Source organism: Halosolutus amylolyticus (assembly GCF_023566055.1).
Taxonomy (GTDB): Archaea; Halobacteriota; Halobacteria; order Halobacteriales; family Natrialbaceae; genus Halosolutus; species Halosolutus amylolyticus.
In genome coordinates, this window is sequence record NZ_JALIQP010000004.1 from 505,729 (window position 1) to 528,153 (window position 22,425).

Consider the following 22,425-nt stretch of genomic DNA (forward strand, 5'->3'; position numbering starts at 1 on the left):
TTTTAATCAGGGGCGGTGACCTATTCTGGCGCGATGTTCGCACAGACGTTTTTGACCTGGGTGTAGGCGTCGACAGCAGCCAGCCCCTTCTCGCGGCCGAAGCCGCTCTGCTTGTAGCCGCCGAACGGCGTCTCCTCGCCGCCAGCGAACCACTCGTTGATGTACACCTGGCCGGCATGGACGTCCCGGGCGAACCGATGTGCACGGCCGATATCGCTGGTGTGGATCCCCGCGACCAGCCCGTAGTCGACGTCGTTGGCGATCTCGATGGCCTCTTCTTCGGTGGCGAACTCGATGACCGAGAGGACCGGCCCGAAGATCTCCTCCTGGGCGATCCGCATGTCGTTGTCGACGCCGTCGAAGACTGTCGGCTCTACGAAGTAGCCGTCGCGTTCGAGGGCCTCGCCGCCGACCAGCGGGTCGCCGGCCTCGGTGCGGCCCACCTCAAGGTAGCGCGTCACCTTCTCGAAATGCTCCTCAGAGACGAGCGGCCCCATGTCGGGGTCAAGTTCGCCCGAGTCGATAGACATCTCCTCGATACGGTCGACCAGTTCGTTCAGGAACTTGTCTTTGACGTCCTCGTGGACGAGAAGCCGGGATCCAGCCGAGCAGACCTGGCCGGCGTTGGCGAAGATTCCGGTCATCGTACTGTCGACGGCCGTGTCGAGATCGGCGTCGGGGTAGACGACGTTCGGACTCTTCCCGCCGAGTTCGAGGTGGACGTTCGTGACGTTCTCGACGGCGGTCTTGCCCACCTCGATGCCGGTGGGAACCGAGCCGGTGAAGCTCACGCCGTCGACGTCGGGATGCCCAGAGAGGGCCGCGCCGGCCTCAGTGCCGAAGCCGGGGACGACGTTGAGCACGCCGTCGGGGATTCCGACCTCAGAAGCGAGGCGGGCAATCTCGACGGCGGTCAGCGGCGTCTGCTCGGCGGGTTTCACGACGGCGACGTTTCCGGTCGCCAGCGCCGGCGCGACGCTCCGGCCGAAGATATTGGTCGGCAGGTTCCAGGGGATAATCTGGGCGGTGACGCCTAGCGGTTCTCGTACCGTGTAGTCGACGTACTCGTCGGTAAGCGGGATCGAATCGCCGTGGAGCTTGTCGGCCACGCCGGCGTAGTACTCAAAGTATCGTGCACACGTCTCGACGTCGGCCCGGGCGTGGGACAGCGGCTTGCCGTTATCTCGTGTCTCGAGTAGGGTCAGGCTCTCCTGCTGGGCGCGGATTTTCTCTGCCAGCGCAGCGAGCAGGCGGCCCCGATCCTGGGGCGGCATCGATCGCCAGTCTGGGAGGGCGTCTCGCGCTGCTGCGACGGCGCTGTCGACGTCTTCCTCCCGCGCCCGCGAGACCGAGGCGATGACCGATTCGGTCGCTGGGTTGACCGTGTCGAACCGCTCCTCAGCGGCTGCCTGAACGGGGTCGCCGTCGATAACCAGGTCGTACGTACTCGTGCCTGACTGGATCGTCATCGAGAGTCAGTTGTGTCTCCACTCGGCATTGCAGTTCTGTTGAACATGTCCAAGGTCTTTGTATCTGGTCGTTCGAGTGTCCTCGCTAGGGCCGCCATCCGGCATCGAATCCGGGCAGCATCGCTTGCGGTCTCTCACGCCACAGGAGCGGAGCCACTCGGTCGAAGGAGGACCGTCAGGCGGGGACGCTGTCGATCGAGACCTGTCCCCCGAGTCGACGCTCGATCATTGCGAACAGCGTGTCTAGCCCGATGGCGAGCAAGGCGCCGGGAATCGCCCCGGCGACCATCTGCTCCATGTTGAAGAGGTTGATGCCCCCTATGACCCACACGCCCAGGCCGCCACCGCCGATGAAGAACGCGAGGTAGGCGGTCCCGACGTTGATGACGGCGCTCGTACGGATGCCGGCGAAGATCACAGGAATGGCCAGGGGGAACCGGATCTTCCGGAGGATTTCCATCTTGGTCATCCCCATGCCCTTGGCAGCCTCGATGGTGTCCTCGTCGACCTCGTCCAGTCCGGCGATCGTGTTGATCAGGATCGGCAGCAGGGCGTACGCGAACAGGGCGAGGACCGAGGGTTTGAAGCCGAGTCCCAGGATGGGGAACGCGAGCGCGATGATCGCCAGTGTCGGAATCGTCTGGGCGACGTTCCCGAAGCTGAGGATGACCCGTTTTGCCCGCTCGTCCCGGATGGCGAAGACGCCGAGCGGCAGTGCTACGGCCAGCGCCAGCACCTCGGCAAGGAGGACCATCGTCAGGTGCTCGCGCAGGAGAATGAGAAACTGGTCGAAGTTCTCCATGAGGAACTGCCAGCCGCCGACAAGGGTATCGACCGTACTCACGTCAGGCCACCTCTGTGTCGGTCAGCTTCGGGCCGGCAGTCTCCTCTCGGATGCGCTCCTCGGTCACGACCCCGACCACCTCACCGTCGTCGACGACCGGAATCGCCTCCGTCTCTGCCTGCATGATCCGGGAGAACGCTACCTGGGCACTTTCCTCGGGGCGCACGGGGACGACGTCCGGAGCTACCTCGCCGTCGCTGCCGTTCTCTACGACATCGACGATGTCTTCGTGGGCTGACGCCACTTCGGTCTGGTATATTTCCTCGACGTGCGTTACCTGCAAGAGTTTCAGCATCCTGTCGGAGCCGATGAAGTCGGCGACGAACTCGCTTCCAGGGTCCTCGAGGATGTTTCGGGGCTCGTCGTACCGAACGAGTTCCCCGACGTCGAAGACGGCGATCCGGTCGCCCATCTTCAGTGCCTCTTCGACGCTATGGGTGACGAAGAGGATCGTCGTGTTGATCTGTTTTTGAATCTCGAGGAACTCGTCCTGAAGATTCTCGCGGGTGATCGGGTCCAGTGCACCGAAGGGTTCGTCCATGAGGAGGACGTCCGGATCGGCTGCCAGGGCGCGAGCGACGCCGACGCGCTGGCGCTGGCCGCCCGACAACTCCGGCGGGTACTGGTCACGGTAGCTCTCCGGCGGGAGGTCCATGAGTTCGAGTAGTTCGTCGACGCGGTCGTCGATCCGCTCGCGATCCCAGTCGAGCAACTTGGGGACCGTCGCGACGTTCTCACCGACGGTCATGTGGTCGAACAGCCCGATCTCCTGGATGACGTACCCGATGCTCCGCCGGAGCTCGATCTTATCCTGCTGCTGAACGTCACTGCCGTCGAAGTAGACGGTTCCCTCCGTCGGGTCTTCGAGTCGGTTCACCAACTTCATCGTCGTCGTCTTGCCACAGCCTGACGGACCGACGAGCACCGTCGTCGTGCCCTCTTCGACCTCGAAGCTCACGTTCTCGATGGCGACTGTGCCGTCTGGATACACCTTGGTAACGTCGTCGAATTCTATCATTGGTCTCGTCATTCTAGGACCCCCTGTACGAGGCGGGTCGGAAGCGTTCGGTCGATGTCCTCGCCGTTCCGCAGCCGCAGGAACTGCTCGACGACGCCCAGCACGTAATCGACCAGGAGCGCCAAGGCCGACAGGACGATCGTGGCGACCACGATCTGGGACGTGTAGGCGTCTCTGATACCGTCGAAGATCGGCCGACCCAGGCCGCCGGCGCCGATGTACGCTCCAATGGCCGCAATGCCGATGAGGATGACCACCGCGTTGCGAACACCCGCCATGATGACCGGGAGCGCGATGGGGAACTGGACGTGCCGGAGGCGCTGCAGACGCGACATCCCGAGTCCCCGTCCGGCCTCGATGGCTGCAGGGTCGACCTGCTGTAACCCCACGTACGTATTGCGGATGATGGGGAGCTGGGAGTACATCACCAGCGCGACCACGACCGGCGGGTCGCCGATGCCGAAAATCGGAATCAGCAGACCGAACAGCGCGATGCTCGGGATCGTCATCATGATGCCGGCCAGCCAGATGACGATCGTCGCCAGGCGATCGTTCGCGGTGATCGCTGCCCCGGTGATGACGCCGATCGGGACGGCGATCCCGATGGAGAGTGCGATGATATCGATGTGCTCGATAGTCAGCTTCACCAGCGCGTCGGAGTTGTTGACGAGGTACGTCACGAGGTCGGCGACTGTATCCACTACCAGTACCACCGCATTCATCGCGAGGACTGCGTCGGTGGGGCTCATATCAGGCGAGGTCGTTATTCTGGAGGTACTCCAGTGCGACGTCCTCGGCGTTCTCGTTGTCGATCGAGACCCGCTGGTTGAGTTGCCGGATCGTCTCCGTGTCCAGCGAGTTTGCGATCGACTCGAGCGGGTCGACCATCTCGTCGAACTCCTCCAGCGTATCCTGCCGGACGAGCGGTGCCGGGTTGTAGACCGGGAAGAAGCCCTCGTCGTCTTCGAGCACCTGCAGGTCGAACCGAACGATGTTGGGGTTCGTGTTGAAGCCCATGCCAACCTCCGACTCGCCCTCGTTGACGGCCTGGTAGACGAGGCCGGCCTCCATCGCCCTCGTGTCGAGGTCGCTCGCGGCGTCCGCGAAGCCGTAGTGCTCGATCAGCCCCGGCCAGCCGTCATCGCGATCCTCGAACTCGGCGTCCATGACGATCGTCATGTCAGTGTTGCCGTCGTTGACGTACTCGGCGAGGTCCGACATCGACTCGACGCCGGTCTCGTCCTGCCATTCGGCCGTCGTCATGAGGACGTACGCGTTGTTGAACGTCGCGTAATCGAGGAACTCGAGATCGTGTTCCTCGGAGAACTCTTCGTTCAGGCGCTGATGGAGTTCGTCCGAGTCGGAGATCACCTCATCCTGTTGTGGCGGCAACGTCGCCCACGCCGTCCCGGTGTACTCCCAGTAGAAGTCGATGTTGTCGTTCTTGAGTGCCTCGAAGTTCGTGTTGGACCCGCCGAGTGACACCTCGTCGACCACGTCGAGGTCGGTGTTCTCTGCGAGCCCGTGATAGCCGAGGTAGCCGAGAATCTCCTGTTCGGCGAACTGCTTCGAGCCGACGGTGACACCGCCCTCGCCGCCCGAACTCAAAAGCGAGCTACACCCGGCCAGACTACTGAGACCGATCGCTGTCGCCACTGCGCTACCATGCCTGAGGAACTTTCGACGTGTGCCTTGGTTTGCCATGCTGGTCAAATACTCTCTCATAATGGGATATAATTTGCCTCGAACACTTGTAGCGTTTTTTAAGACCTCACTCGATTTCCGGCGTTTTAATGTCTGCAACTAACAGTTTCGGGTGGCAGACATTCCACTTCGTCCCGGGACGTTCGACGGTCAAGATCGAACTTCCTCAGGGAGTTGCGTAGCTCCATCGAGGCCGTCGTTTCTGGGTCTTGAGTCTTTCGGACGGCACTCTCCCAGCGCCGTTCTGCTTCGGACGACCGGCGACAAGTTGCACGATGTTGGTTTTGCGTCTCCCCGAGCCAGTGGGCAAGTCTCGGGAGTTAGATCCCTATCCTGTTGTCCATTTCACACGGCTGCCAGCGGTACCACGACGATCGGGACGGGACTCTCGAACAGTACGTCCTGTATCGCGCTCCCGAAGACTGCCTTGCCGACCGGACTGCGCTTTCGGCTGAATATGTACGCCCTGTCGGCGTCGACGTCATCGATGGTCGACAGAATTGCGTCGCCTCGGTCCTCGTCCCCGCTGGCACCGACGACGTTGGTCTCGATTCCGGCAGTCTCGAGCGCGCGTGAAGCCATCCGGACAGCCGACTTCCGCGACGCCAGTTCGTCGAGGTCGACAGACTCCGGTGACTGGCCCAAGTTATCGGAAGTGGTCGACACGTCTTCGTCGGTGAACGTATAGAGGAGGAAAACCTCCGGATCAGTTTCGATGTCGGCCAGTACCTCTGCGGTCTCTTTGGACCACTTGTCGTGGCCGGGAACCGGAACGAGAATGGTATCCATTACTCGCATAGTTACCGCTCGTGACCGTATGTTGCCTGTCGAACATGTGTGGCCTTTATGTAGCGGCCGCGTTCTGCCGTTCGCGGCACACGCATATACACCAGAGAGGGAACGAAGAGGTTTGTGTCGACGGTGCGGCGATCACGTCTACAACGATGACAGATCACTGTCGCCCTCGGCTGCCAGGGCGATATACGGTGCGAGGAACTCGATGATGCTTTGCTGGACCTTTCGCATGTGGTTCGACGCGGTCGTTTTGGTGATACCCATCTCCTCGGCCAGTTCGGCCAGCGTGATCTCACGGGGGATCTTGAAGTATCCCCGCTTGACGGCCAAGCGGAGAATCTCGCGCTGGCGTTCCGGGATGGTCCCCAGCACCTCCTGCCACTCGGCCGCACTAGGAGTGACCTCTCGGCGGAACTCCCTGGTTACGCGTTCAACAGAGACGGCGCCAAATTCCCTGAGCAGGTCGGTCGCGTCCGCCAGTTCCTCGCGGCCCTCCAGCAAAAGGTCGAAACACTCCCTGCCGTTTTCGAGTTTGGTCGATCCGAGCGGGAGAAAGCCCTCGTACATCAGCGTCTGGAGTGGCGTGAACTGCGATAGCTGCCCGCGGACGAAGATCGTGCTGGCGGTTCGACCAGCACTGTCCGCGTCGAACCGCTCGATGACCTGCACCTCGCTGACGTCGTCGTGTCCCTCGATGACTTCGAGTGCCGCGTCGAGGTCGTCCGCCTCAAGCGCGACGAGGCCGATGTAGCGCCGGTTGCGAAACGTGGATGCGAGGAACTCCGCGAACACGTCGTACCGCTGGAGTTGGGCCGTCCAGTCGTTCTCGTACCGGACGCACACCTTGGCCGTTAGCATCACCCCTTACTCGGGCAGTGGGGTACATAAAACACCACCTCATTCCGGTGGATCCCAGTGAACGGGACCCGCCAACCCCGCGCGAACGCCGAGTTCACATCTAGCGAGGACGGTGTCGAGGAACTCGCCGATGGTAGGGTAGGGCCAGTTTCCTCTGCCGGCGCCAGTGCGGCGGGAAGACGACCGCCGCCGGGTGGCTCTTGACCTACCGGTGGCTGTCGTCGATATCCAGTGTATTGGCCACGGTGGCGTTGGCCAGCACCGTATCTTCAAGTGAGAGGCGCGTTCCCGTCCCGTCGAAGAGTGTCGCCTCCCTCGCGGTCGGGTCTATCGCGGGCGTACGCCATAGTGACGTCGATACTAGGCGTGCGGAATCCCGCGACTATCGCCGCGAGCGTGTCGAGGACGCGCCGCCGGACGTGCCGCCCGACTGCTGGTGGCGCGTCGGCCAGCGTGGCGTCCGTCGCGAACGCAACAGCGCGGGCGGTGCTCACGGCTTGCTCTCAGTCGGCCGCTGAAATCTCTTTCTCTTCCCAGTCCTGGACGGCCACGTCGAGGTCGTACAGGTCGATAGCGTTCCCGCCGAGGATCTGGCGCTTCTGATCCTCGCTGGCCCCGATGCAGTCGATCTTCGTCAGGGCGACCGGGATGTTAGAGGAGTGCTCGGCGGCCATCAGCAGGCGGTCGGCGCCAACCTCTTCCATCGCCCGCCGGACGTACATGTTCAGCGCCAAGGTCGTGTCCAAATACAAGTTCTCATAGCGTTTCGCCAGGATGATTGCCTCCTGAGTGAGCGTATAGGCGCCGCCCATATGGGCCATCACGATGTCGAGTTCTGGGTAGTCCTCGGCGACCGGGATGAGCATCCCGGGCACGGAGAAGGGCATCCCGTGGGGACCGGTGTGGATCATGACGGGGATATCGTTCTCGACGCAGGCGTCGTAAAAGTCGTAGGCTACGTCGGAGGTGGGGTCGACGCCCCAGGCCAGCGTGTGGAGCTTGGCGTACTTGAAGTCCAGTTCCTCCACACACCGGGTAATCTCCTCGTGGACGAACTCGCGCCCGAGGTGGGCATTGGGTGCGGTGATACCGAAGATCCGGCCAGGATAGGCCTCGCTCGCCTCGTAAATGCTGTCGTGTACTTCGGTGACGCTCCGGTCATTCTCGCCGCCGAGGGGCATCAACATGCTCGCGTCGACCCGATTTTCGTCCATCGTGTCGATGATTTGGGCGACGCTCTCGCTCCACTGGAAAACGCTGTCCTGGTCGTCGTCGGGGTGGCCGATATGGTGGTGTGCGTTGACGATGGGATAGTCTGGCATACAACTACGATGTTGACTGAGACCCCGCATCAGTCTTCACTCCAACAGTATGGAGGGTTTAAAACAGGGTGGGGGACAGACTACGCCTCATAGTCCGAGGACCCGGGCCGGCGTCTCTGTCAGCATCGTCCGCACCGCCTCGCGGGGGACGCCTGCCTCCTGAACGTCGCGTGCGAACGTGGCCAGGCCAGACACCGCCGCATTCTCAGCCTGTCCGTAGTCGGTGGCGAGCAGACACCGCTCCGGGCCGATCCGGTTGACGGCGCGCGCGAGGCGGTCGACGGAGTGGTCTGGCGTGCTCTCGACAGCGTACGCACAGTACTCCATGACGGCACCGCGCTCGGCGAGGGCGACCTGCCGTTCCAGGGGCAGGTCGACGACGCGGAAGCAGGGGTGGTTTACCAGGCACCTGACGCTGGCGGCGTCGCAGGCCTCGACGACGGCGTCGATCTCGTCGGGACTGGCGTGACCCGTCCCGAGCGTCGCGTCGTATTCGGCGACCAGGTTCACGACGCGCTGGGTCGCCTCGGTTACCTCGCCGTCGCGAGCGACGCGGATCTCCTCGTCGGGGCCGGGGACCCGCTGGCCGACGAACCGCGACCGGCCAGCCGCTCGCGCCTGGCTGGCGTGGTTGGCGGCCCAGGCCGTCGGCAGCCAGACGATCCGCGCACCGAGTTCGAGCGCGGTCTCGACGGCGTCCGGGTTCAGCCCGCCAACGGTTCCGTTGAGCGCGACACCGCCGTGAAGGACCGTCGCACCGAGCGCCTCGTTGACCTGGTCGACCCGTCCGACGGTCGGGAGGACGTGGCTCTTGACGACGACGCCGCGCATGCCAGCCTGGATCGCCTCACGAGCGAGCGCCAGATCCGTCTGATAGCGCTCGACGAGGTCAGGCGCCGTATGAACGTGGCAGTCGATCGCGCCGTCGAGGACATCGTCGGTCATACGACCGCCTCCGCGAGGAGTTCGACCGGATGACGAGTATCGACATCGAAGTCCCCGAGTTGCTGGCTGCAGGACGCACCCGTCGCGGCGACCACGTCCGGCGCCCCGGCCTCGATAGTCTCGACGAGGTCCGCGCCAAGCGTCGTCGAGAGGCCGTAGTGCTCGGTCTCGTAGCCGAACGAGCCCGCCATGCCACAGCAGGTGGCCGCTACCGGCTCAACCTCGTAGCCAACCTCGCGGAGCAGAGCGATCGGTGCGTGGTCCCATCCCCTGGTGGTCTCGTGGCAGTGGCCGTGGAACGCGACGCGCTCGCCATCGACGGCTTCGCGCAACGCCAGGTCGTCGGTCACCACTCTGTCATAGAGGAACGTCGAGACCGTCGCTGCCGCGTCGGGAACGCCGGCTGTCTCTTCGAGCAGATCGTCGTACTCGACGAGCGCGCTGGCACAGGAAGGCTCGACTGCGAGCACGGGAACACCGTCGTCGACGTAGTCGGCGAGGACGTCGACGGTTTCGGCTGCGTCGGCACGCGTGCGCTCGACCATACCCTGGGATAGTGCCGGCCGGCCACAGCAGTTCACGGCGGGAACCTCGACGGCGTAGCCGAGAGCCTCTAGGAGGCGGACGGCCGCCTTGCCGACCTGGGGATGATTGTAAGCCGTATAGCAGTCCGGGTAGAGGACGACCCGGCCGCACTCGCCAGCAGTGGCCGCAGGTTCGCGTGCTGCGACCCACTCCGGGAACGACTCGGCAGCGAATCGGGGGACGGACCGCCGCCGGTCGATGCCGAGTACTTTCTCCGCCACGACGCGGCCTGGACCGAACGTCGCGAGGCGGTTGGCCAGCGGTGCCAGCGCGCTGCCCAGCCGGTTGAGCGTCCTGACGTTACCGAACAGCCGCGAACGCAGGGGGACCCCATGCTCCTGGTGGCGTCGGTGTTTCGCCTCGGTCTTGAGCTTCGCCATGTCGACGCCGGTGGGGCACTCTGTCTCACAGGCCTTGCAAGCCAGACAGCGGTCCAATACCTCCTCCTGGAACCAATCGCTGGTTAGCGCGTCCTCACCGAGTTCGCCGTCGATTGCCTCCCGGAGCATGTTAGCGCGACCCCGGGTGCTCGTGACTTCCGTGTCGGCCGCCCGGTAGGAGGGACACATCACGCCATCGCCGGTCGACCGACACTTCGAGCAGCCGTTGCACTGTTCGACAAGCGAGCCGAACCCGCCCTCGGCCGTGAAGTCCAGCGCCGTCTCCACCGTCTGCGGGTCGTAGCCCTCGAACCGGAGGTCCTCCGTGACACTAGCGAGATTTCCCTCGGCGTTGGGAACCACCTTCGCTGGGTTGAACACGTCCCGGGGGTCGGCAGCCCGCTTGATCGCGCAAAACGTCTCGTAGACATCCTCACCGTACATCTGTGGGAGGTACTGGGACCGCAATCGGCCGTCGCCGTGCTCGCCGGAGACACAGCCGCCCAGGTCGAGCACGAGTTCGTGGACCGTCGCCGAGACCGCCTGCAGGCGTTCCCGGTCGGCTTCAGTCGAGAGGTCGAGGAAGGGCTTGACGTGGAGTACGCCCTGGCCGGCGTGGCCGAAGACGCTCGCCTCCAGGTCGTGCTCGCGGAGGACGTCTCCGATGCGCTCGAGATATTCGGGGAGGCGCTCGGGTGGCACCGCGGCGTCCTCGACGAACGACAACGCCTGCTCGTCGCCGGGACGCCGGTTCAACAGGGGGTTCGACGCCTTGCGGACCTTCCACAGCACGTCCTGCTTCTCGTCCGACATTGCCCGCTCGACGCCGACCAGGTCCGCCGTCGTGGCCGCAGCGACGGCCTCGTCGAGTCGGTCCTCCAAGTCCGCCGGCTCGCCTTCTACCTCTATGAGGAGTGCGGCGCCTGCCGCCTCCGGGACGAGGTCGATCCCCCAGGCGTCACGGGCGTAGCCAAGGACGGCGTCGTCGACGAGTTCGATGGCGCTCGTCTCGGCCGCCCGGGCCGGGACGACCGCAGCCGCGGCATCGACAACGTCGTCGTAGAAACAGAGGGCGGCCGCTCGCGCTGACGGTCGCTCGGTCACCTCGATCGTCACCTCGACGATGAACCCCAGCGTCCCTTCGCTGCCGACGAGCAGTTGCGAGAGGTCCGCCCACGACCCGTCGGGTGCCGCGGCCGCCTGGAGGTCGTACCCGCTGGAGTTCCGTTCGACGTCGGGATACCGCTCGTCGATCTCCTCGGCCAGTCGTTCCCGGGCGTCCAGCACTGTCCGGTACAAGTCGCCAACACGGTCGTCCCGGTCTCGCGCTCGCTCAAGTGCCGGCCCCGAGCGGTGCTCGAAGGTCTCGAGGCTCCCGTCGGCGAGGACGCACTCGACGGCGGCGACGTTCTCGCGGGTCGTACCGTGACGAACCGAGTGGGGCCCGGCCGCGTCGTTGGCGACCATCCCTCCGATCGTGCAAGTGCTCGACGTGCTGGGGTCTGGCGGAAAGTACAGGTCGTGGTCGGCGAGTGCCGCGTTGAGGTCGTCCAGGACGACTCCTGGCTGGACGGTCGCGGTCCCGCGCTCTGGGTCGACCGCCACGATCTCGTTGAGGTATCGGGTACACTCGACCACCAGCCCCTCGCCGATGGCGTTGCCGGTGAGGCTGCTACCGGCGCCACGGGCGGTGAGGCTGACGTTGTTTTCGTGGGCAAACCGAACGATCTCGCGGACGTCGTCGCGGTCAGCCGGCCAGACCACGCCCGCGGGCTCTACCCTGTAGATGCTCGCGTCCGTCGCGTAGAGGGCCCGCGTCGCGTCGCTGGCGTCAACGTCACCGTCGATCCGCCTGTCGAGCGCGGCGAGGTCCCTCGGCCCGCCGGGACGCGGTTCGCTGTCGATACTCATGGGATGAAAGCTGCGGGTTCAGCCCATTAACCCTCGCGACCCACATGTCCACGGTTTATTCGGGCCGGGGGCGGGGCACTCTAAATGGCCCACATGTTCTCGGGTACGCTCAAGTCCGGAGACCGTCTACGTAGCCCAGAACCATGCCCGACCCGGACGCCCCGGCCGTCGCGGCCTGTCAGTTCGAACCGACGGTGGGCGATGTCAACGCGAACGTCGAACAAATCGATCAACTACTGGGGTCGCTTTCTGATTCGATCGAGCTGGCCGTATTTCCCGAACTCTGCGTGACGGGCTACGACGTTGACGTGGCCGAGGTGCACGCAGCGAAAATCCCCGGACGGCTCACCGATCGCCTGATCGAAGTAGCGGACTTCCACGGGACAACCCTCGTCGTCGGTCTCCCTGAGCGGGACGGCAACGCACTGTACAACGACCTTGTCTGCGTCACGGGTGACGGCGTCGCAGCGACGTACCGCAAGCAGTACCTCTGGGGCGACGAGGCAGACCGGTTCGCTACCGGGTCGGGGCCCGTAACCGTCGAAACAACCGTCGGGACCGTCGGCTTCGTCCTGTGCTACGACCTGAACTTTCCCGAGGTGACGCTGGCGTACGGTCGCGCTGAGTGTGACCTCCTGGCGGTCAGCGCAGCCTGGCGCGAGTCCTATCGGTCGGACTGGCGTCTCCTCTGCCGGGCTCGCGGGTTCGACGGCACGTGTTATGTCGTCGGTGCGAATCACGCCGGCGACCAGCGCGGTCGCGTCCACGCCGGTGGAAGCCTCGTTGTGGGCCCCGAGGGCGACATACTCGTGGAGACCGGTGACGGCAAGACGACCGTGGCCGAATCGTTCGACCGGGGGCGAATCGCGACCGCTCGCGAGCGGAACCCGGTCCTCGAGACGCGCCGGGCCCGGGAGACCTGAGTCAGGTGTCGCTCGCTTCTTCGAACTCGACGTCGTAGGCGTCTTTCCAGAGGTCGACGGTCTCGCCCCGACCGGCGCTTGGCCCGCCAGCGCCCGGCCCCCGCTAAAGTCGTTCTCGTTGGGAGAAGCCGCGATGTAGACGTTTCCGGTGGCGAAGCTGGGGCTCTTGCGTCGACGTAGGGCGTGACCACTCGCTTCTTCAGCGCCAAACGGACGGGGTATCGGGTCGGCGCCAGGACGAAAACGAACCCGACAAAATCAGTAACGAGGCTTAGAGTGAGAAGGAGGGCACCGTCAAGGGGGTTCGTCGGTGGGACCTTTCTCTCTTGGCGGCCTTGCGATGCATCTGGGCCAAGGAGTACCGCCATCCACCCGCACGAGAAACATCCCCACCAGTGCCGTTAGGACTCCCCGGAGCACCACCAGGGGCAAGAAAGGAGCATGTCGAGCAGGGGTATCTGGAGCGGGAGCCGATGATTCGATACATATCTTTCCTTGCGTCGTTTGGTCGTGTTTAGTTTGTCTCATTGTGCCAGCGGGCGAAGGCTTGAAGCCATGAATTAGCCGTTGCTGGATCGACGGGCTGAACGAGTTTGAGAACGAAGAGTTTCGGCGTTTTACTTCTCTGTAAACACGTTCAATGGAGTTTCGATCACCATATCGTTCGTATCGAAACTCGAGACCACGGCGGTGGAGTGCGGCTTTCAACCAGGCGGCTGAATCAACCAGAAACAGAGCGTCTTCGACGTCGTGTTTCTCCATGAGTTCCGCAAGAAACATTTCGGTGAGAGCGGTCGTACGTGTCGAATACAGCCGAACGTGCAGAAACCGGTTCGTTGCTGGATCGACCGCTGCGTACAGCCAATACTGCTGCCTATCGATCCAGATCACCGTCTCGTCGAGTGTAACTTTGGCTGGCTCAGCACCCTCAACAGGAGCAAGGTCGGCTTTGTGCACCCAGTCGTGGACAGCTTTTCGACTCCGTTCGACACCGTACTTCTCGAGTTTTCGAACTGTATTCGAGAGCGATAATCCACCCAAACGGAGTCGAATACCCAGCGCCATCAGCTCGCGCGGTGTCCGCTCTCGCTGCACAAACTCCAAGTCAATCCATCCACTAGATCCTCTGAGGCTGGCAGTTTTCGGCATAGGCACCAAAAACTGCCACCGCCTCACCACTTCATACTCAAACTAAACACCGCCCGTCGTTTGGTCCAAACGCATTTCGAGACGAACCGACGGCAGCTCGTATGCGGGCGCGACTATCACCAGCGAAGATAGGTATAAATCCTGACCCATGTAACCGCCAACCGTGATGTGATCAGCGGTATCACGCCCACCATGGATATCAGGAACGAGTATCGTCTCTTCGTCGATGGAAACCAGGTCGAGTCCGTGACGGGTGGCCGATTGTCGATCGTGAACCCGTCCACGGAGACCGAGCTCACGACGGTCGCTGCCGGTGACAGTCGAGACGTCGATAGAGCCGTGGCCGCAGCCCGCGAGACGCTCGCTGACTGGCGGTCTCGGCCGCCAGCGGAACGCGCCGAACTGCTCGCCGACGTTGCAGACCGTATCCGGGCCGCGCGGACGGAGCTTGCGAACCTGGAGACACTCGACACCGGCAAACCCCGGTCTCAGGCACTCGCCGACGTGGACGGCTGCGCCCGCGCCTTCGAGTACTACGCGGGTATCGCCGACAAGATACACGGCGATAGTATCCCGCTCGGCGAGGAGTACGTGGACTACACCGTTCGAGAACCGCTGGGTGTCACCGCCCAGATCATCCCGTGGAACTACCCGATCGGCATCTTCGGCCGATCAGTCGCTCCGGCGCTCGCCGCGGGCAACACAGCGGTCGTGAAGCCGGCCGAGGAGGCGCCCCTCTCGTCGGTCAGGGTTGCCGAGATCGCGGCCGACGCTGGCCTCCCCAACGGCGTTCTCAACGTCGTTCCTGGCCGCGGGGACGAGGCGGGGGCTGCCCTTTCCAGCCACCCCGACGTCGACGGCGTGAGCTTCACCGGATCGGTCGAAACAGGCCGCCAGGTCGGGAAGGCGGCCATGGAGCATCTCGCGCACGTACACCTCGAACTCGGAGGGAAGAGCCCGCTGGTCGTGTTTGGGGACGCCGACTTGGACGCTGCCATCGAGAGCGCTGTTGCCGGGTTGTTCACCTCGAACGCCGGCCAGATCTGCTCCGGGGCCTCCCGCCTGCTCGTCCACGAGGACGTTCACGACGCAGTCGTCGAGCAGCTCGCTGCGCGGGTCGAGTCGCTCACGGTCGGCCCCGGTATGGACGACCCGGACGTGGGCCCACTGATTTCGGCCGACCAACTCGACCGCGTCGCTTCCTACGTCGACGCGGGTCGGCGGGAGTACGGCGCCCCGCTCATCGGAGGCGTCCCGGACTGGACTGGCTACTTCGTCGAACCAACGATCTTCGACGACGTGGACCACGACTCTCGCCTCGCACAGGAGGAAATCTTCGGGCCAGTGCTCGTTGTGACGACCTTCGCCGACGAGACGGAGGCCATCGAACTCACCAACGACGTCGACTACGGGCTCGTCGCCGGGGTGTTCACTGAAGATCTGCGGCGCGCGCACCGCTTCGCTCGCGACGTCCATGCCGGGCAGATATACGTCAACGAGTGGTTCGTGGGCGGGATCGAGACGCCGTTCGGCGGGTACGACAACAGCGGCGTCGGTCGCGAGAAGGGGCTCTCGGCGATCGAGAACTATACGCAGAAAAAGAACGTCGGCATCAACATCAACCGATGAGCCACCACGACTCCACGCCACGCATCCGGGATAACGACCGAGCAGGAACTCGTGGCAGGACGCGATCGTCGGGGCGCACCGAGAGCTCTCTGCGGTCGATCAAACTCGCTCGCGTCGCGACGCTGAATCCAACTGGAGAGCATTTCGATCGAACATGACGGAGTTCGTTTCCCCACCGCGCACGTTCACCGGGCCAGGCTCCCGGTCCCGGCTCGCGGACCTCGTGCCAGACGACGCGAGCGACGTTCACGTCGTGACCGACGAGGGTGTCGCGAACGCTGGCGTCGTCGACGCGGTTCGTGATCAATTGCCGGTCGAACCGACCGTCCACACGGACGTCCCGCCGAACCCGGACCGGGAGACCGTTCTGTCGCTTTCCGACCGGCTTGTAGCCGCTGACTTCGCCGTGGGGGTCGGTGGGGGGAGTCCGATGGACGCAACGAAGGCTGCGTGCATCGCACCGACCGTCTCGGCGGCGACCACTGACCCGCTGGACCTCTCCCCGGAGATCTCCCTGGACCATCTGGACCGCCGCGTCCCGTTCGTTCTGGTGCCGACGACATCCGGAACGGGTACCGAAACCGGCTACTGGGCCGTCGTCTCCGACCACGACCGCGCGGAGAAGCGGAGCATCGGTCACCCCTCGATGCTGGCTGACGCGGCCGTCCTCGACCCCGAACTGACCCTCTCGCTGCCGCCAGTCCTGACGGCCGCGACGGGGTTCGACGTACTCACGCACGCCATCGAATCACTCACCGCCAGTGGCGCGACAGAACTGACACTCCCCTACAGCCGCCACGCCTATGACATCGCGAGAGAGTCACTCAGGGCGGTGGTCGCGGACGGCGACGACCTCGCCGCCCGTGAATCGCTGCAGCAGGCCAGCTATCTGGCCGGTGTCGCGATGAACAACGCCGGGCTGGGTGCCGTCCACGCAGTGAGTCACGCGCTCGGCGGCGTCCACGATCTTCCACACGGTCACCTGAACGCGATGCTCCTCCCGGCGGTCGTCCGTCGCAACGGCGAGCGAGATCCGGGAGCACGGGCGCGATACGCCACCCTCGTGGAGTCAGCCCGCCGCCCGCACGTGGAGCTCGCCGATCGCGTGGAACGCCTCCGACGCGACGTCGGGTTGCAACACTTGCCGGACGTCCCCGAGGACTGGCAGCTGGAGATTGTCGCCGAGACGGCCGTTGACAACCTCAACATGAAGACGAATCCATTCGAGTACGACGAGGACGCCGTCGTGTCCATCTGCCGGCATGCACTCCCGGACGCGGCATAGCCTCCACCGTCTGGAGCGCAGGGATCGGCAACCGTACCCAGTTCGTCTCCGGGGAGATCGAAGCTTCTCCAGACGTGGGATTCAAATCGCATCACTCCCTCTCGCACGGAATCACGTCGCTGCCGTCCTCGGACTGCAACGTCAACATCATCGTCAGGTTCAGCGACTCCGTTACGGCCTGGCATTCGTAGCGCTGCAAGTACCACATTCGCGCTGTGAATCTTGCACGAGCGCTATTGACCCCCCATATTCTATCAAGACCAGCGTGACCGATTCAGAGGATGAGTTTAGTACGACGACTTCATTTGTTTCACGCCGAAACCGGTGAACCGACTGCTCAGTAGACCTGCGAACTGATCAGACCATCTAGTGAGAGGAACCACATAGTGATCATCGGAGACATGACTAGCGGGTAAAATAATGACCTGACCTTGGGGAGGTGCTTTATTGAGTAACAGACGAAATGGAGCGCTATCATGAATCACGTGTTTCGAATCGGTCAACAATACCGGGACACGGGGAGCTATCAGAACTCGGACAACAACGTCCTGTGGTAAATTTGTGGCACACTTGACAGCGGTATCAAGAACACTGGCGGAATTCGTGACCTCACCGCCGATCGCTCGGAGACGGCCCGCATCGGATCGTGTTCGGTGAGTATCGCCTCAGAGCGGTTTCGAAATCGTCGATGAACTAATCGCGCTCTGTCTCGACAGTCGACAACTCCACTTCTTCGAGTTGGTGGGTCAATTGGCGCTCTGCCGCCGAAACTTCGCACCTCCTGTAACAGGTTGTTGGTCTTCCCTAGCTAATGACTTACAAAATGGGGGGTGCCTCTGGGTTGTGAACCGAGTCGACTCCCGGGACAGAATGAAGATAGGTTCCTACTATCTCCAGTGCGGAGAACTGTTGAGCGCTAATCCTGCGTGATTAGTTCGATTGTCGGTCGAACAACTCAGTCGCTAACCGCCGAAGTTCGGCTTCCTCGTCGATCTCGCTTACCCATCGTTCGGGAAGTGCATCCACACCGAACCGCGCACCTGCGACTGCGCCAGCGACGGCACCAATCGTATCCGTATCACCGCCCATCATCACTGCGTCGGCGATCGCATCTTCGGCAGTCCCTGCAGTCAAGCCGTGATACAGAGCCGCCTGCAGCGTTGTAACGACGTATCCCAAATTTTCGAGGGAGATATCCACTGACTCGCCACGGAGGGCGGCAGTGATCGGTTCAACGGCGTTTCGAACATCGTCAGGGAGATCGGATTCGATATCATCCATGGCGGTTTCGAGAGGCTGTTCGACATCGGTTACAAGATTAGCGAGTGTCCGATTGAAAAGCGCACAACTCCACTGACAGCGTGGATCGGCGTGGGTGATCGCCGACGACTGCCGGCTAACTTCGACGAGTTCGTCTGGCTCATTTCGATACGCGATCGCGTACGGCGCACACCGCATCAGGCTGCCGTTGCCGGCGTTGCTTCCCTCTACGCTCGCCTCCCACTCGACGGCCAGCCTCGTCCCAGGACTCGCCGTTCTGGATTCGCCGGAGTGCACTCGAGGTCATGATGCCGATGTCAAACGGGCCGGATTGTTTTCAGTCCACGAATCGGGAAGCGATATCCTCCGGTTCGAACGCGCCGTGTTCTGCGAGACTGCGAGCGATACAGAGTGCCATCTCCGAATCGTCAGTGATCGTCCCTGCAGGCTGTCCGTGAGTTCCGTTAGCCAGCATCTCGGTTACCTGCCCGTGTGTTCGCTCAATCCGGTCCGGACTCTGGAATTCGACTGGGCGTCCGAGTGCATCCCCACATGCGAGCCCAAAAGGTTCCCTGTGCTCGCGATCGACTATCGTCTGCCATACGTGATCCACTCGCGTTGGGTTGTTAATTATCGTGGTCGGAAGAGCAGAACCCGATCTGTGTCTGAAGAGATCGATCAATGAATTACGCCGACCTGGACCACTACTATCAGCGCGGATCGCTTTCCGGCGTATATCTGGAACCCGTGGTGTTCCGAAAGCCGTCGGCAGAAGACGCGATCGAGAATCTCGCGTCGTGGCTTACCGAGACGACTGGTTGAGTTCGTCTTTTCCCTGGGCGCGAAAGGCAGGAGGGAGATACGACCGGTTACGCGATCGGAACGGTGTTACGCGTCGTCAGGACCGACGGTAACGTTGCGGTTGAAGACGTTCTCGGGATCGTACTTCCGACGGCGTCCGTGCCAGCGAGTTCGTCCGGCATCGGCGGGAGTCCGGGGATATGCCCACTGAGGAGGATGGTGGTCAGTTCCTCAGATGCGTCGCTCATGACCTGACGGTGAGTTTCCAGCACGTCCTCGGCGGCGTCGTACGGGTAGAAGATTCCGAGGGCCTGTACTATCGGGCCGACCTCGTACAGTTCGAACTCGAAGTTGGTGACGACGCCGAAGTTACCACCGCCACCGCGGATGGCCCAGAACAGATCTTCGTTGTGGTCGGGACTTGCCTCTCGAAGTTCGCCGTCGGGCGTAACGATTTCGACGCTACGGAGCGCGTCGATTCCGAGGCCGTGCTTGCGGCGGATCCAGCCGATACCGCCACCGAGCGTCGAGCCGGGAATGCCGACCTCGCCCGCGCTCCCGGTTGGCGTGGCGGGGCCGTACTGTTGCGTCTCGGCGAGAACGTCCTCTGTGCGGGTACCAGGCTGGACGTGTGCGACCTGCTTTTCGGCGTCCACGCGTACAGTGTTCATCTCTTCGAGGTCAATGACGAGTCCACCCTCGACGATGGCGCTGCCCGCCTGATGGTGGGCGCCGCTGCGAATAGCCAGTTCGAGGTTGTTGTCGCGGGCGAACGTAACTGAGCGAGCGACGTCGGATGCGCCGTTGACGCGGACGATCACGGCGGGGTACTCGTTAATCAGGCCGTTCCAGACGTTGCGTGCGTCCTCGTACTCCTCGCTATCGGGGAAGATGAGGTCGCCGCGGAGGTCTTCATCGAACTCCCGAAGGTCGTTCTCATCGAGTTGCGCGACCACACCCAGGGGGTGCGTGTGAGCAGTCATAGTCAGTCGAAACAACTAGTCATTTGGAATTTATATCCTGCAAATGAATTAGATATCGCGGCTTCTTATCGATATACAGCCATCCTGTCTACGGGTCTCTAGTTTTAATAACAAACGGTTGAAACATACTTCTATGCACTCGGTAAATTACTGAGCGTTTACGTACGCGCTGCAGCCCGACAGTGAGAGACGACGTCCTCTACGAGGGCCTTGAACTGCTCGGAGGTATCGCCTCTCGCAAGCATCTCGATCGTCACCAGATAACAAGGTGAGGGTGTGTCGTTTTGAGAACGGAACTCGTGGTCGGGGTATGAAAGATCGTCCGGAAGAACTCGCCGGCGTGAGCCACGTGAATTGTAGCGGGCAAACCGCGCTGATTACGGGTTCGACGAGTGGAATCGGGCAAGCTACTGCACTCGCGCTCGGCCGACTCGGCGCTGACGTGATCGTCCACGGACGAGATGTGAGCGCTGGCGAGTCCGTCGTCGACGACCTGGAGACGATCGGTGTCGAGGCGGCGTTCATCCCGGCTGATTTCACAGATCCCGATGCCGTTCGAGAACTCGCCATGACAGTTCGGGAGGAAACCGACGGCCTCGATTACCTGTTCAACAACGCTGGCGGGTATTTCCGTACGGGTCGACTCACGGACCTGGGTATCGAGTACACGTTTCACGTCAATCACCTTGGACCGTATCAGCTGACCACGGACCTGATCGACCACTTCTCCGACGATGCCTGCATCGTCACGACATCGTCGGCAGCACACCGCGGTGTATCGCTCGATCTGGACCGTGTCGAAACCGTCGAGTCGTATTCCTCGATGTGGGCTTACGGCCACTCGAAACTCGCGAATATCCTCTTTTCGCGGGAACTCGCACGTCGGGTAGCTCCTGTGGGCCAATCGATCAGTTCGAACAGCGTTCATCCAGGAGCGATACCGGGAAGCAACTTCAGCCGGTTCCTGCCACGACCGCTTCCAACGCTCATCTCTACGCTCGATGTGGTTCCCGGTATCACGTCGGTCGCCGACGGTGCTGCAGAACTGCTGTACGTCGCTCTCTCGCCCGAAACCGCGGACATCACTGGCCAGTATTTTGCAGACCAATCGACCAGAACACCGTCGCGTCCGGCTAGAAACGACGATGCTGCCCGCCGTCTGTGGGAACGAAGTGCGACCCTCCTCGACATCGATGAACCGCTTGCGGACTTTGGCGAGAGCATCGGCTCCCCATCAGACTGACTGACTCGAGGTGGCGGGGACGAACTGGAAGCCAGGCCGACACCGATCGTCGAGCGGTCCCGTTCCGATACGGGAACGCGCTACTTGTGGCGTTCGCCGAGTTCGTTCACGGTCACCAGCGCGTCCCGGACCATCGCGGGCTCGACCGGGAACGGCTCGTTGTGGATCGTCTCCTCCTCGACGCAGGCCGCCTCGGCGACCGTCTCGAGCTGGTCGTCCGTCGGATCGTCGAGACCGATGTCCGCGAGCGTGACCGGAAGCCCGATGTCGAGCGAGAACTCGATGACGTCTTCGACGAACGCGTCGTCCTTGCCCTCGAGGACAAGTTGGGAGAGGGTGCCGATGTTGACCTTCTCCCCGTGGGTCGCGTCGTGGGTCGCCTCGAGTTGCGTCAGTCCGTTGTGGATCGAGTGGGCCGCCGCGAGCCCGCCGCTCTCGAATCCGAGGCCGCTCAGGAGCGTGTTCGCCTCGGTCACGGCTTCGACGCTTTCCGTCACGGCACCGTTCTCGACGGCGTGGACAGCCGAGACGCCGTGCCGGCGGAGCGTCTCGTAACAGAGTTCGGCGAGCGCGTGACCGGCCCGGGTTGAGGCTCCACCGAAGATGTTCTCGCCGTGCGAGCGGTAGGTCGCGTCGGCCTCGAACCACGTCGCGAGCGCGTCGGCGATGCCTGACCGGAACGTCCGGGTCGGTGCCCCCGCGATGATCGCCGTATCTACGAGGACGAGTTCCGGGTTCTTCGAGTGGAACCAGTACTCCTCGAACTCGCCGTGTTCGGTGTAGATCACCGAGAGCGAACTCGTGGGAGCGTCCGTCGACGCGATGGTGGGCATCGAAACCATGGCGATGTCGAGCCGTTCCGCGACTGCCTTGGCCGCATCGAGCGCCTTGCCCCCGCCGGCACTGACGATGACGTCGCTCCCGTACTCGCTCGCCTGGTCGGCGACGCGTTCGATCTCCCGTTCCGAGCACTCGCCCCGGAACTCCATCGTCTCGGTATCGAACTCGTGGTCTTCGAGACTCTCCGTGACGGTATCACCCACGATGTCCATCACAATGTCGTCAGCGAGGAGGACGGCGCTACCTCCGAGGTCCTCCGCGTGCGTTCCGATCTCCGCAGCGACACCACGGCCCTGTGTGTAGTTCGCGGGAGACGCGAATATCTTTGCCATGTGTGAACGAACCACTATCACGATAATGTAGTTTGGCCCCGGCTCTCGTGAGCAATTATTGGACGGCTGGTGATCGTACCGCGCCCCGAATTCAGCACGACTCACTGGACAACATCTGAAACTGGTCGGGCCCTCAGTGATCAATACGT

17 protein-coding genes and 2 pseudogenes are annotated in these 22,425 nt (G+C 62.9%); 4 read left to right on the plus strand and 15 right to left on the minus strand.

Going from position 1 to position 22,425, the window contains the following annotated elements:
* Positions 1–20: 20 nt before the first annotated feature.
* From MUN73_RS17765 to MUN73_RS17815, 11 genes are all read right to left on the minus strand, one after another.
* The gene (locus MUN73_RS17765) at positions 21–1,469 is read right to left on the minus strand and encodes an aldehyde dehydrogenase family protein (protein WP_250141848.1); all 1,449 of its coding nucleotides are present in this window, start codon (positions 1,467–1,469) and stop codon (positions 21–23) included.
* 175 nt (positions 1,470–1,644) lie between these two features.
* Complete coding sequence (locus tag MUN73_RS17770; RefSeq protein ID WP_250141849.1) at positions 1,645–2,313, minus strand: ABC transporter permease; 669 nt, start codon at positions 2,311–2,313, stop codon at positions 1,645–1,647.
* A gap of 1 nt (position 2,314) precedes the next feature.
* The gene (locus MUN73_RS17775; RefSeq protein ID WP_250141850.1) at positions 2,315–3,331 is read right to left on the minus strand and encodes an ABC transporter ATP-binding protein; all 1,017 of its coding nucleotides are present in this window, start codon (positions 3,329–3,331) and stop codon (positions 2,315–2,317) included.
* A gap of 8 nt (positions 3,332–3,339) precedes the next feature.
* Complete coding sequence (locus tag MUN73_RS17780; protein WP_265339303.1) at positions 3,340–4,053, minus strand: ABC transporter permease; 714 nt, start codon at positions 4,051–4,053, stop codon at positions 3,340–3,342.
* A 28-nt stretch (positions 4,054–4,081) separates the two neighbouring features.
* Complete coding sequence (locus tag MUN73_RS17785) at positions 4,082–4,939, minus strand: glycine betaine ABC transporter substrate-binding protein (protein WP_250141852.1); 858 nt, start codon at positions 4,937–4,939, stop codon at positions 4,082–4,084.
* A 441-nt stretch (positions 4,940–5,380) separates the two neighbouring features.
* Positions 5,381–5,824, minus strand: coding sequence for a universal stress protein (locus tag MUN73_RS17790; RefSeq protein ID WP_250141853.1), 444 nt, complete (start codon positions 5,822–5,824; stop codon positions 5,381–5,383).
* A 147-nt stretch (positions 5,825–5,971) separates the two neighbouring features.
* Positions 5,972–6,688 carry a helix-turn-helix domain-containing protein gene (locus MUN73_RS17795; protein ID WP_250141854.1) on the minus strand — a complete coding sequence of 239 codons (717 nt, stop codon included), beginning with the start codon at positions 6,686–6,688 and terminating at the stop codon, positions 5,972–5,974.
* A gap of 269 nt (positions 6,689–6,957) precedes the next feature.
* The gene (locus tag MUN73_RS17800; RefSeq protein ID WP_250141855.1) at positions 6,958–7,182 is read right to left on the minus strand and encodes a hypothetical protein; all 225 of its coding nucleotides are present in this window, start codon (positions 7,180–7,182) and stop codon (positions 6,958–6,960) included.
* A gap of 9 nt (positions 7,183–7,191) precedes the next feature.
* On the minus strand, positions 7,192–8,010 hold the full coding sequence (locus MUN73_RS17805; protein ID WP_250141856.1) for an amidohydrolase family protein: 819 nt from the start codon (positions 8,008–8,010) through the stop codon (positions 7,192–7,194).
* 87 nt (positions 8,011–8,097) lie between these two features.
* Complete coding sequence (locus MUN73_RS17810) at positions 8,098–8,955, minus strand: DUF6282 family protein (protein ID WP_250141857.1); 858 nt, start codon at positions 8,953–8,955, stop codon at positions 8,098–8,100.
* Complete coding sequence (locus MUN73_RS17815) at positions 8,952–11,831, minus strand: FAD-binding and (Fe-S)-binding domain-containing protein (protein ID WP_250141858.1); 2,880 nt, start codon at positions 11,829–11,831, stop codon at positions 8,952–8,954. The genes MUN73_RS17810 and MUN73_RS17815 overlap by 4 nt, the downstream gene beginning before the upstream one ends.
* A 143-nt stretch (positions 11,832–11,974) precedes the next feature.
* On the opposite strand from MUN73_RS17815, the gene MUN73_RS17820 reads away from it, so the two are divergent.
* Positions 11,975–12,754, plus strand: a complete 780-nt coding sequence (locus MUN73_RS17820; RefSeq protein WP_250141859.1) for a carbon-nitrogen hydrolase family protein — start codon at positions 11,975–11,977, stop codon at positions 12,752–12,754.
* Positions 12,755–13,268: 514 nt separating this feature from the next.
* On the opposite strand, the pseudogene MUN73_RS17825 reads toward MUN73_RS17820, so the two are convergent.
* Positions 13,269–13,903 (minus strand): annotated as a pseudogene (locus tag MUN73_RS17825) (IS6 family transposase).
* Between the two features lie 192 nt (positions 13,904–14,095).
* Here MUN73_RS17825 and MUN73_RS17830 point away from each other — a divergent pair.
* Complete coding sequence (locus tag MUN73_RS17830; protein ID WP_250141860.1) at positions 14,096–15,532, plus strand: aldehyde dehydrogenase family protein; 1,437 nt, start codon at positions 14,096–14,098, stop codon at positions 15,530–15,532.
* Between the two features lie 154 nt (positions 15,533–15,686).
* Positions 15,687–16,817 (plus strand): iron-containing alcohol dehydrogenase family protein, encoded by a 1,131-nt coding sequence (locus tag MUN73_RS17835; RefSeq protein WP_250141861.1) that lies wholly within the window; start codon positions 15,687–15,689, stop codon positions 16,815–16,817.
* A gap of 930 nt (positions 16,818–17,747) precedes the next feature.
* Here MUN73_RS17835 and MUN73_RS22625 read toward each other — a convergent pair.
* Positions 17,748–18,669, minus strand: a pseudogene (locus tag MUN73_RS22625) (ADP-ribosylglycohydrolase family protein).
* 277 nt (positions 18,670–18,946) lie between these two features.
* Complete coding sequence (locus MUN73_RS17845) at positions 18,947–19,861, minus strand: FAD-binding oxidoreductase (RefSeq protein WP_250141862.1); 915 nt, start codon at positions 19,859–19,861, stop codon at positions 18,947–18,949.
* A gap of 310 nt (positions 19,862–20,171) precedes the next feature.
* Between MUN73_RS17845 and MUN73_RS17850 the strand changes: the two genes are divergently transcribed.
* A complete protein-coding gene (locus MUN73_RS17850; protein ID WP_250141891.1) occupies positions 20,172–21,104 on the plus strand; it encodes an SDR family NAD(P)-dependent oxidoreductase in 933 nt (310 codons plus the stop codon).
* 80 nt (positions 21,105–21,184) lie between these two features.
* Here MUN73_RS17850 and MUN73_RS17855 read toward each other — a convergent pair whose 3' ends face one another.
* On the minus strand, positions 21,185–22,276 hold the full coding sequence (locus MUN73_RS17855; RefSeq protein WP_250141863.1) for a glycolaldehyde reductase: 1,092 nt from the start codon (positions 22,274–22,276) through the stop codon (positions 21,185–21,187).
* Between the last annotated feature and the right edge of the window lie 149 nt (positions 22,277–22,425).

Excerpts from the sequence above, each read along its gene's own strand:
- MUN73_RS17795 (WP_250141854.1), bottom strand. The coding sequence starts at position 6,688 with ATGCTAACGGCCAAGGTGTGCGTCCGGTACGAGAACGACTGGACGGCC.
- MUN73_RS17855 (WP_250141863.1), bottom strand. The coding sequence starts at position 22,276 with ATGGCAAAGATATTCGCGTCTCCCGCGAACTACACACAGGGCCGTGGT.
- MUN73_RS17765 (WP_250141848.1), bottom strand. The coding sequence starts at position 1,469 with ATGACGATCCAGTCAGGCACGAGTACGTACGACCTGGTTATCGACGGC.
- MUN73_RS17820 (WP_250141859.1), top strand. The coding sequence starts at position 11,975 with ATGCCCGACCCGGACGCCCCGGCCGTCGCGGCCTGTCAGTTCGAACCG.
- MUN73_RS17845 (WP_250141862.1), bottom strand. The coding sequence starts at position 19,861 with ATGACTGCTCACACGCACCCCCTGGGTGTGGTCGCGCAACTCGATGAG.
- MUN73_RS17775 (WP_250141850.1), bottom strand. The coding sequence starts at position 3,331 with ATGATAGAATTCGACGACGTTACCAAGGTGTATCCAGACGGCACAGTC.
- MUN73_RS17815 (WP_250141858.1), bottom strand. The coding sequence starts at position 11,831 with ATGAGTATCGACAGCGAACCGCGTCCCGGCGGGCCGAGGGACCTCGCC.
- MUN73_RS17780 (WP_265339303.1), bottom strand. The coding sequence starts at position 4,053 with ATGAATGCGGTGGTACTGGTAGTGGATACAGTCGCCGACCTCGTGACG.
- MUN73_RS17835 (WP_250141861.1), top strand. The coding sequence starts at position 15,687 with ATGACGGAGTTCGTTTCCCCACCGCGCACGTTCACCGGGCCAGGCTCC.
- MUN73_RS17805 (WP_250141856.1), bottom strand. The coding sequence starts at position 8,010 with ATGCCAGACTATCCCATCGTCAACGCACACCACCATATCGGCCACCCC.
- MUN73_RS17810 (WP_250141857.1), bottom strand. The coding sequence starts at position 8,955 with ATGACCGACGATGTCCTCGACGGCGCGATCGACTGCCACGTTCATACG.
- MUN73_RS17830 (WP_250141860.1), top strand. The coding sequence starts at position 14,096 with ATGGATATCAGGAACGAGTATCGTCTCTTCGTCGATGGAAACCAGGTC.
- MUN73_RS17790 (WP_250141853.1), bottom strand. The coding sequence starts at position 5,824 with ATGGATACCATTCTCGTTCCGGTTCCCGGCCACGACAAGTGGTCCAAA.
- MUN73_RS17850 (WP_250141891.1), top strand. The coding sequence starts at position 20,172 with ATGAAAGATCGTCCGGAAGAACTCGCCGGCGTGAGCCACGTGAATTGT.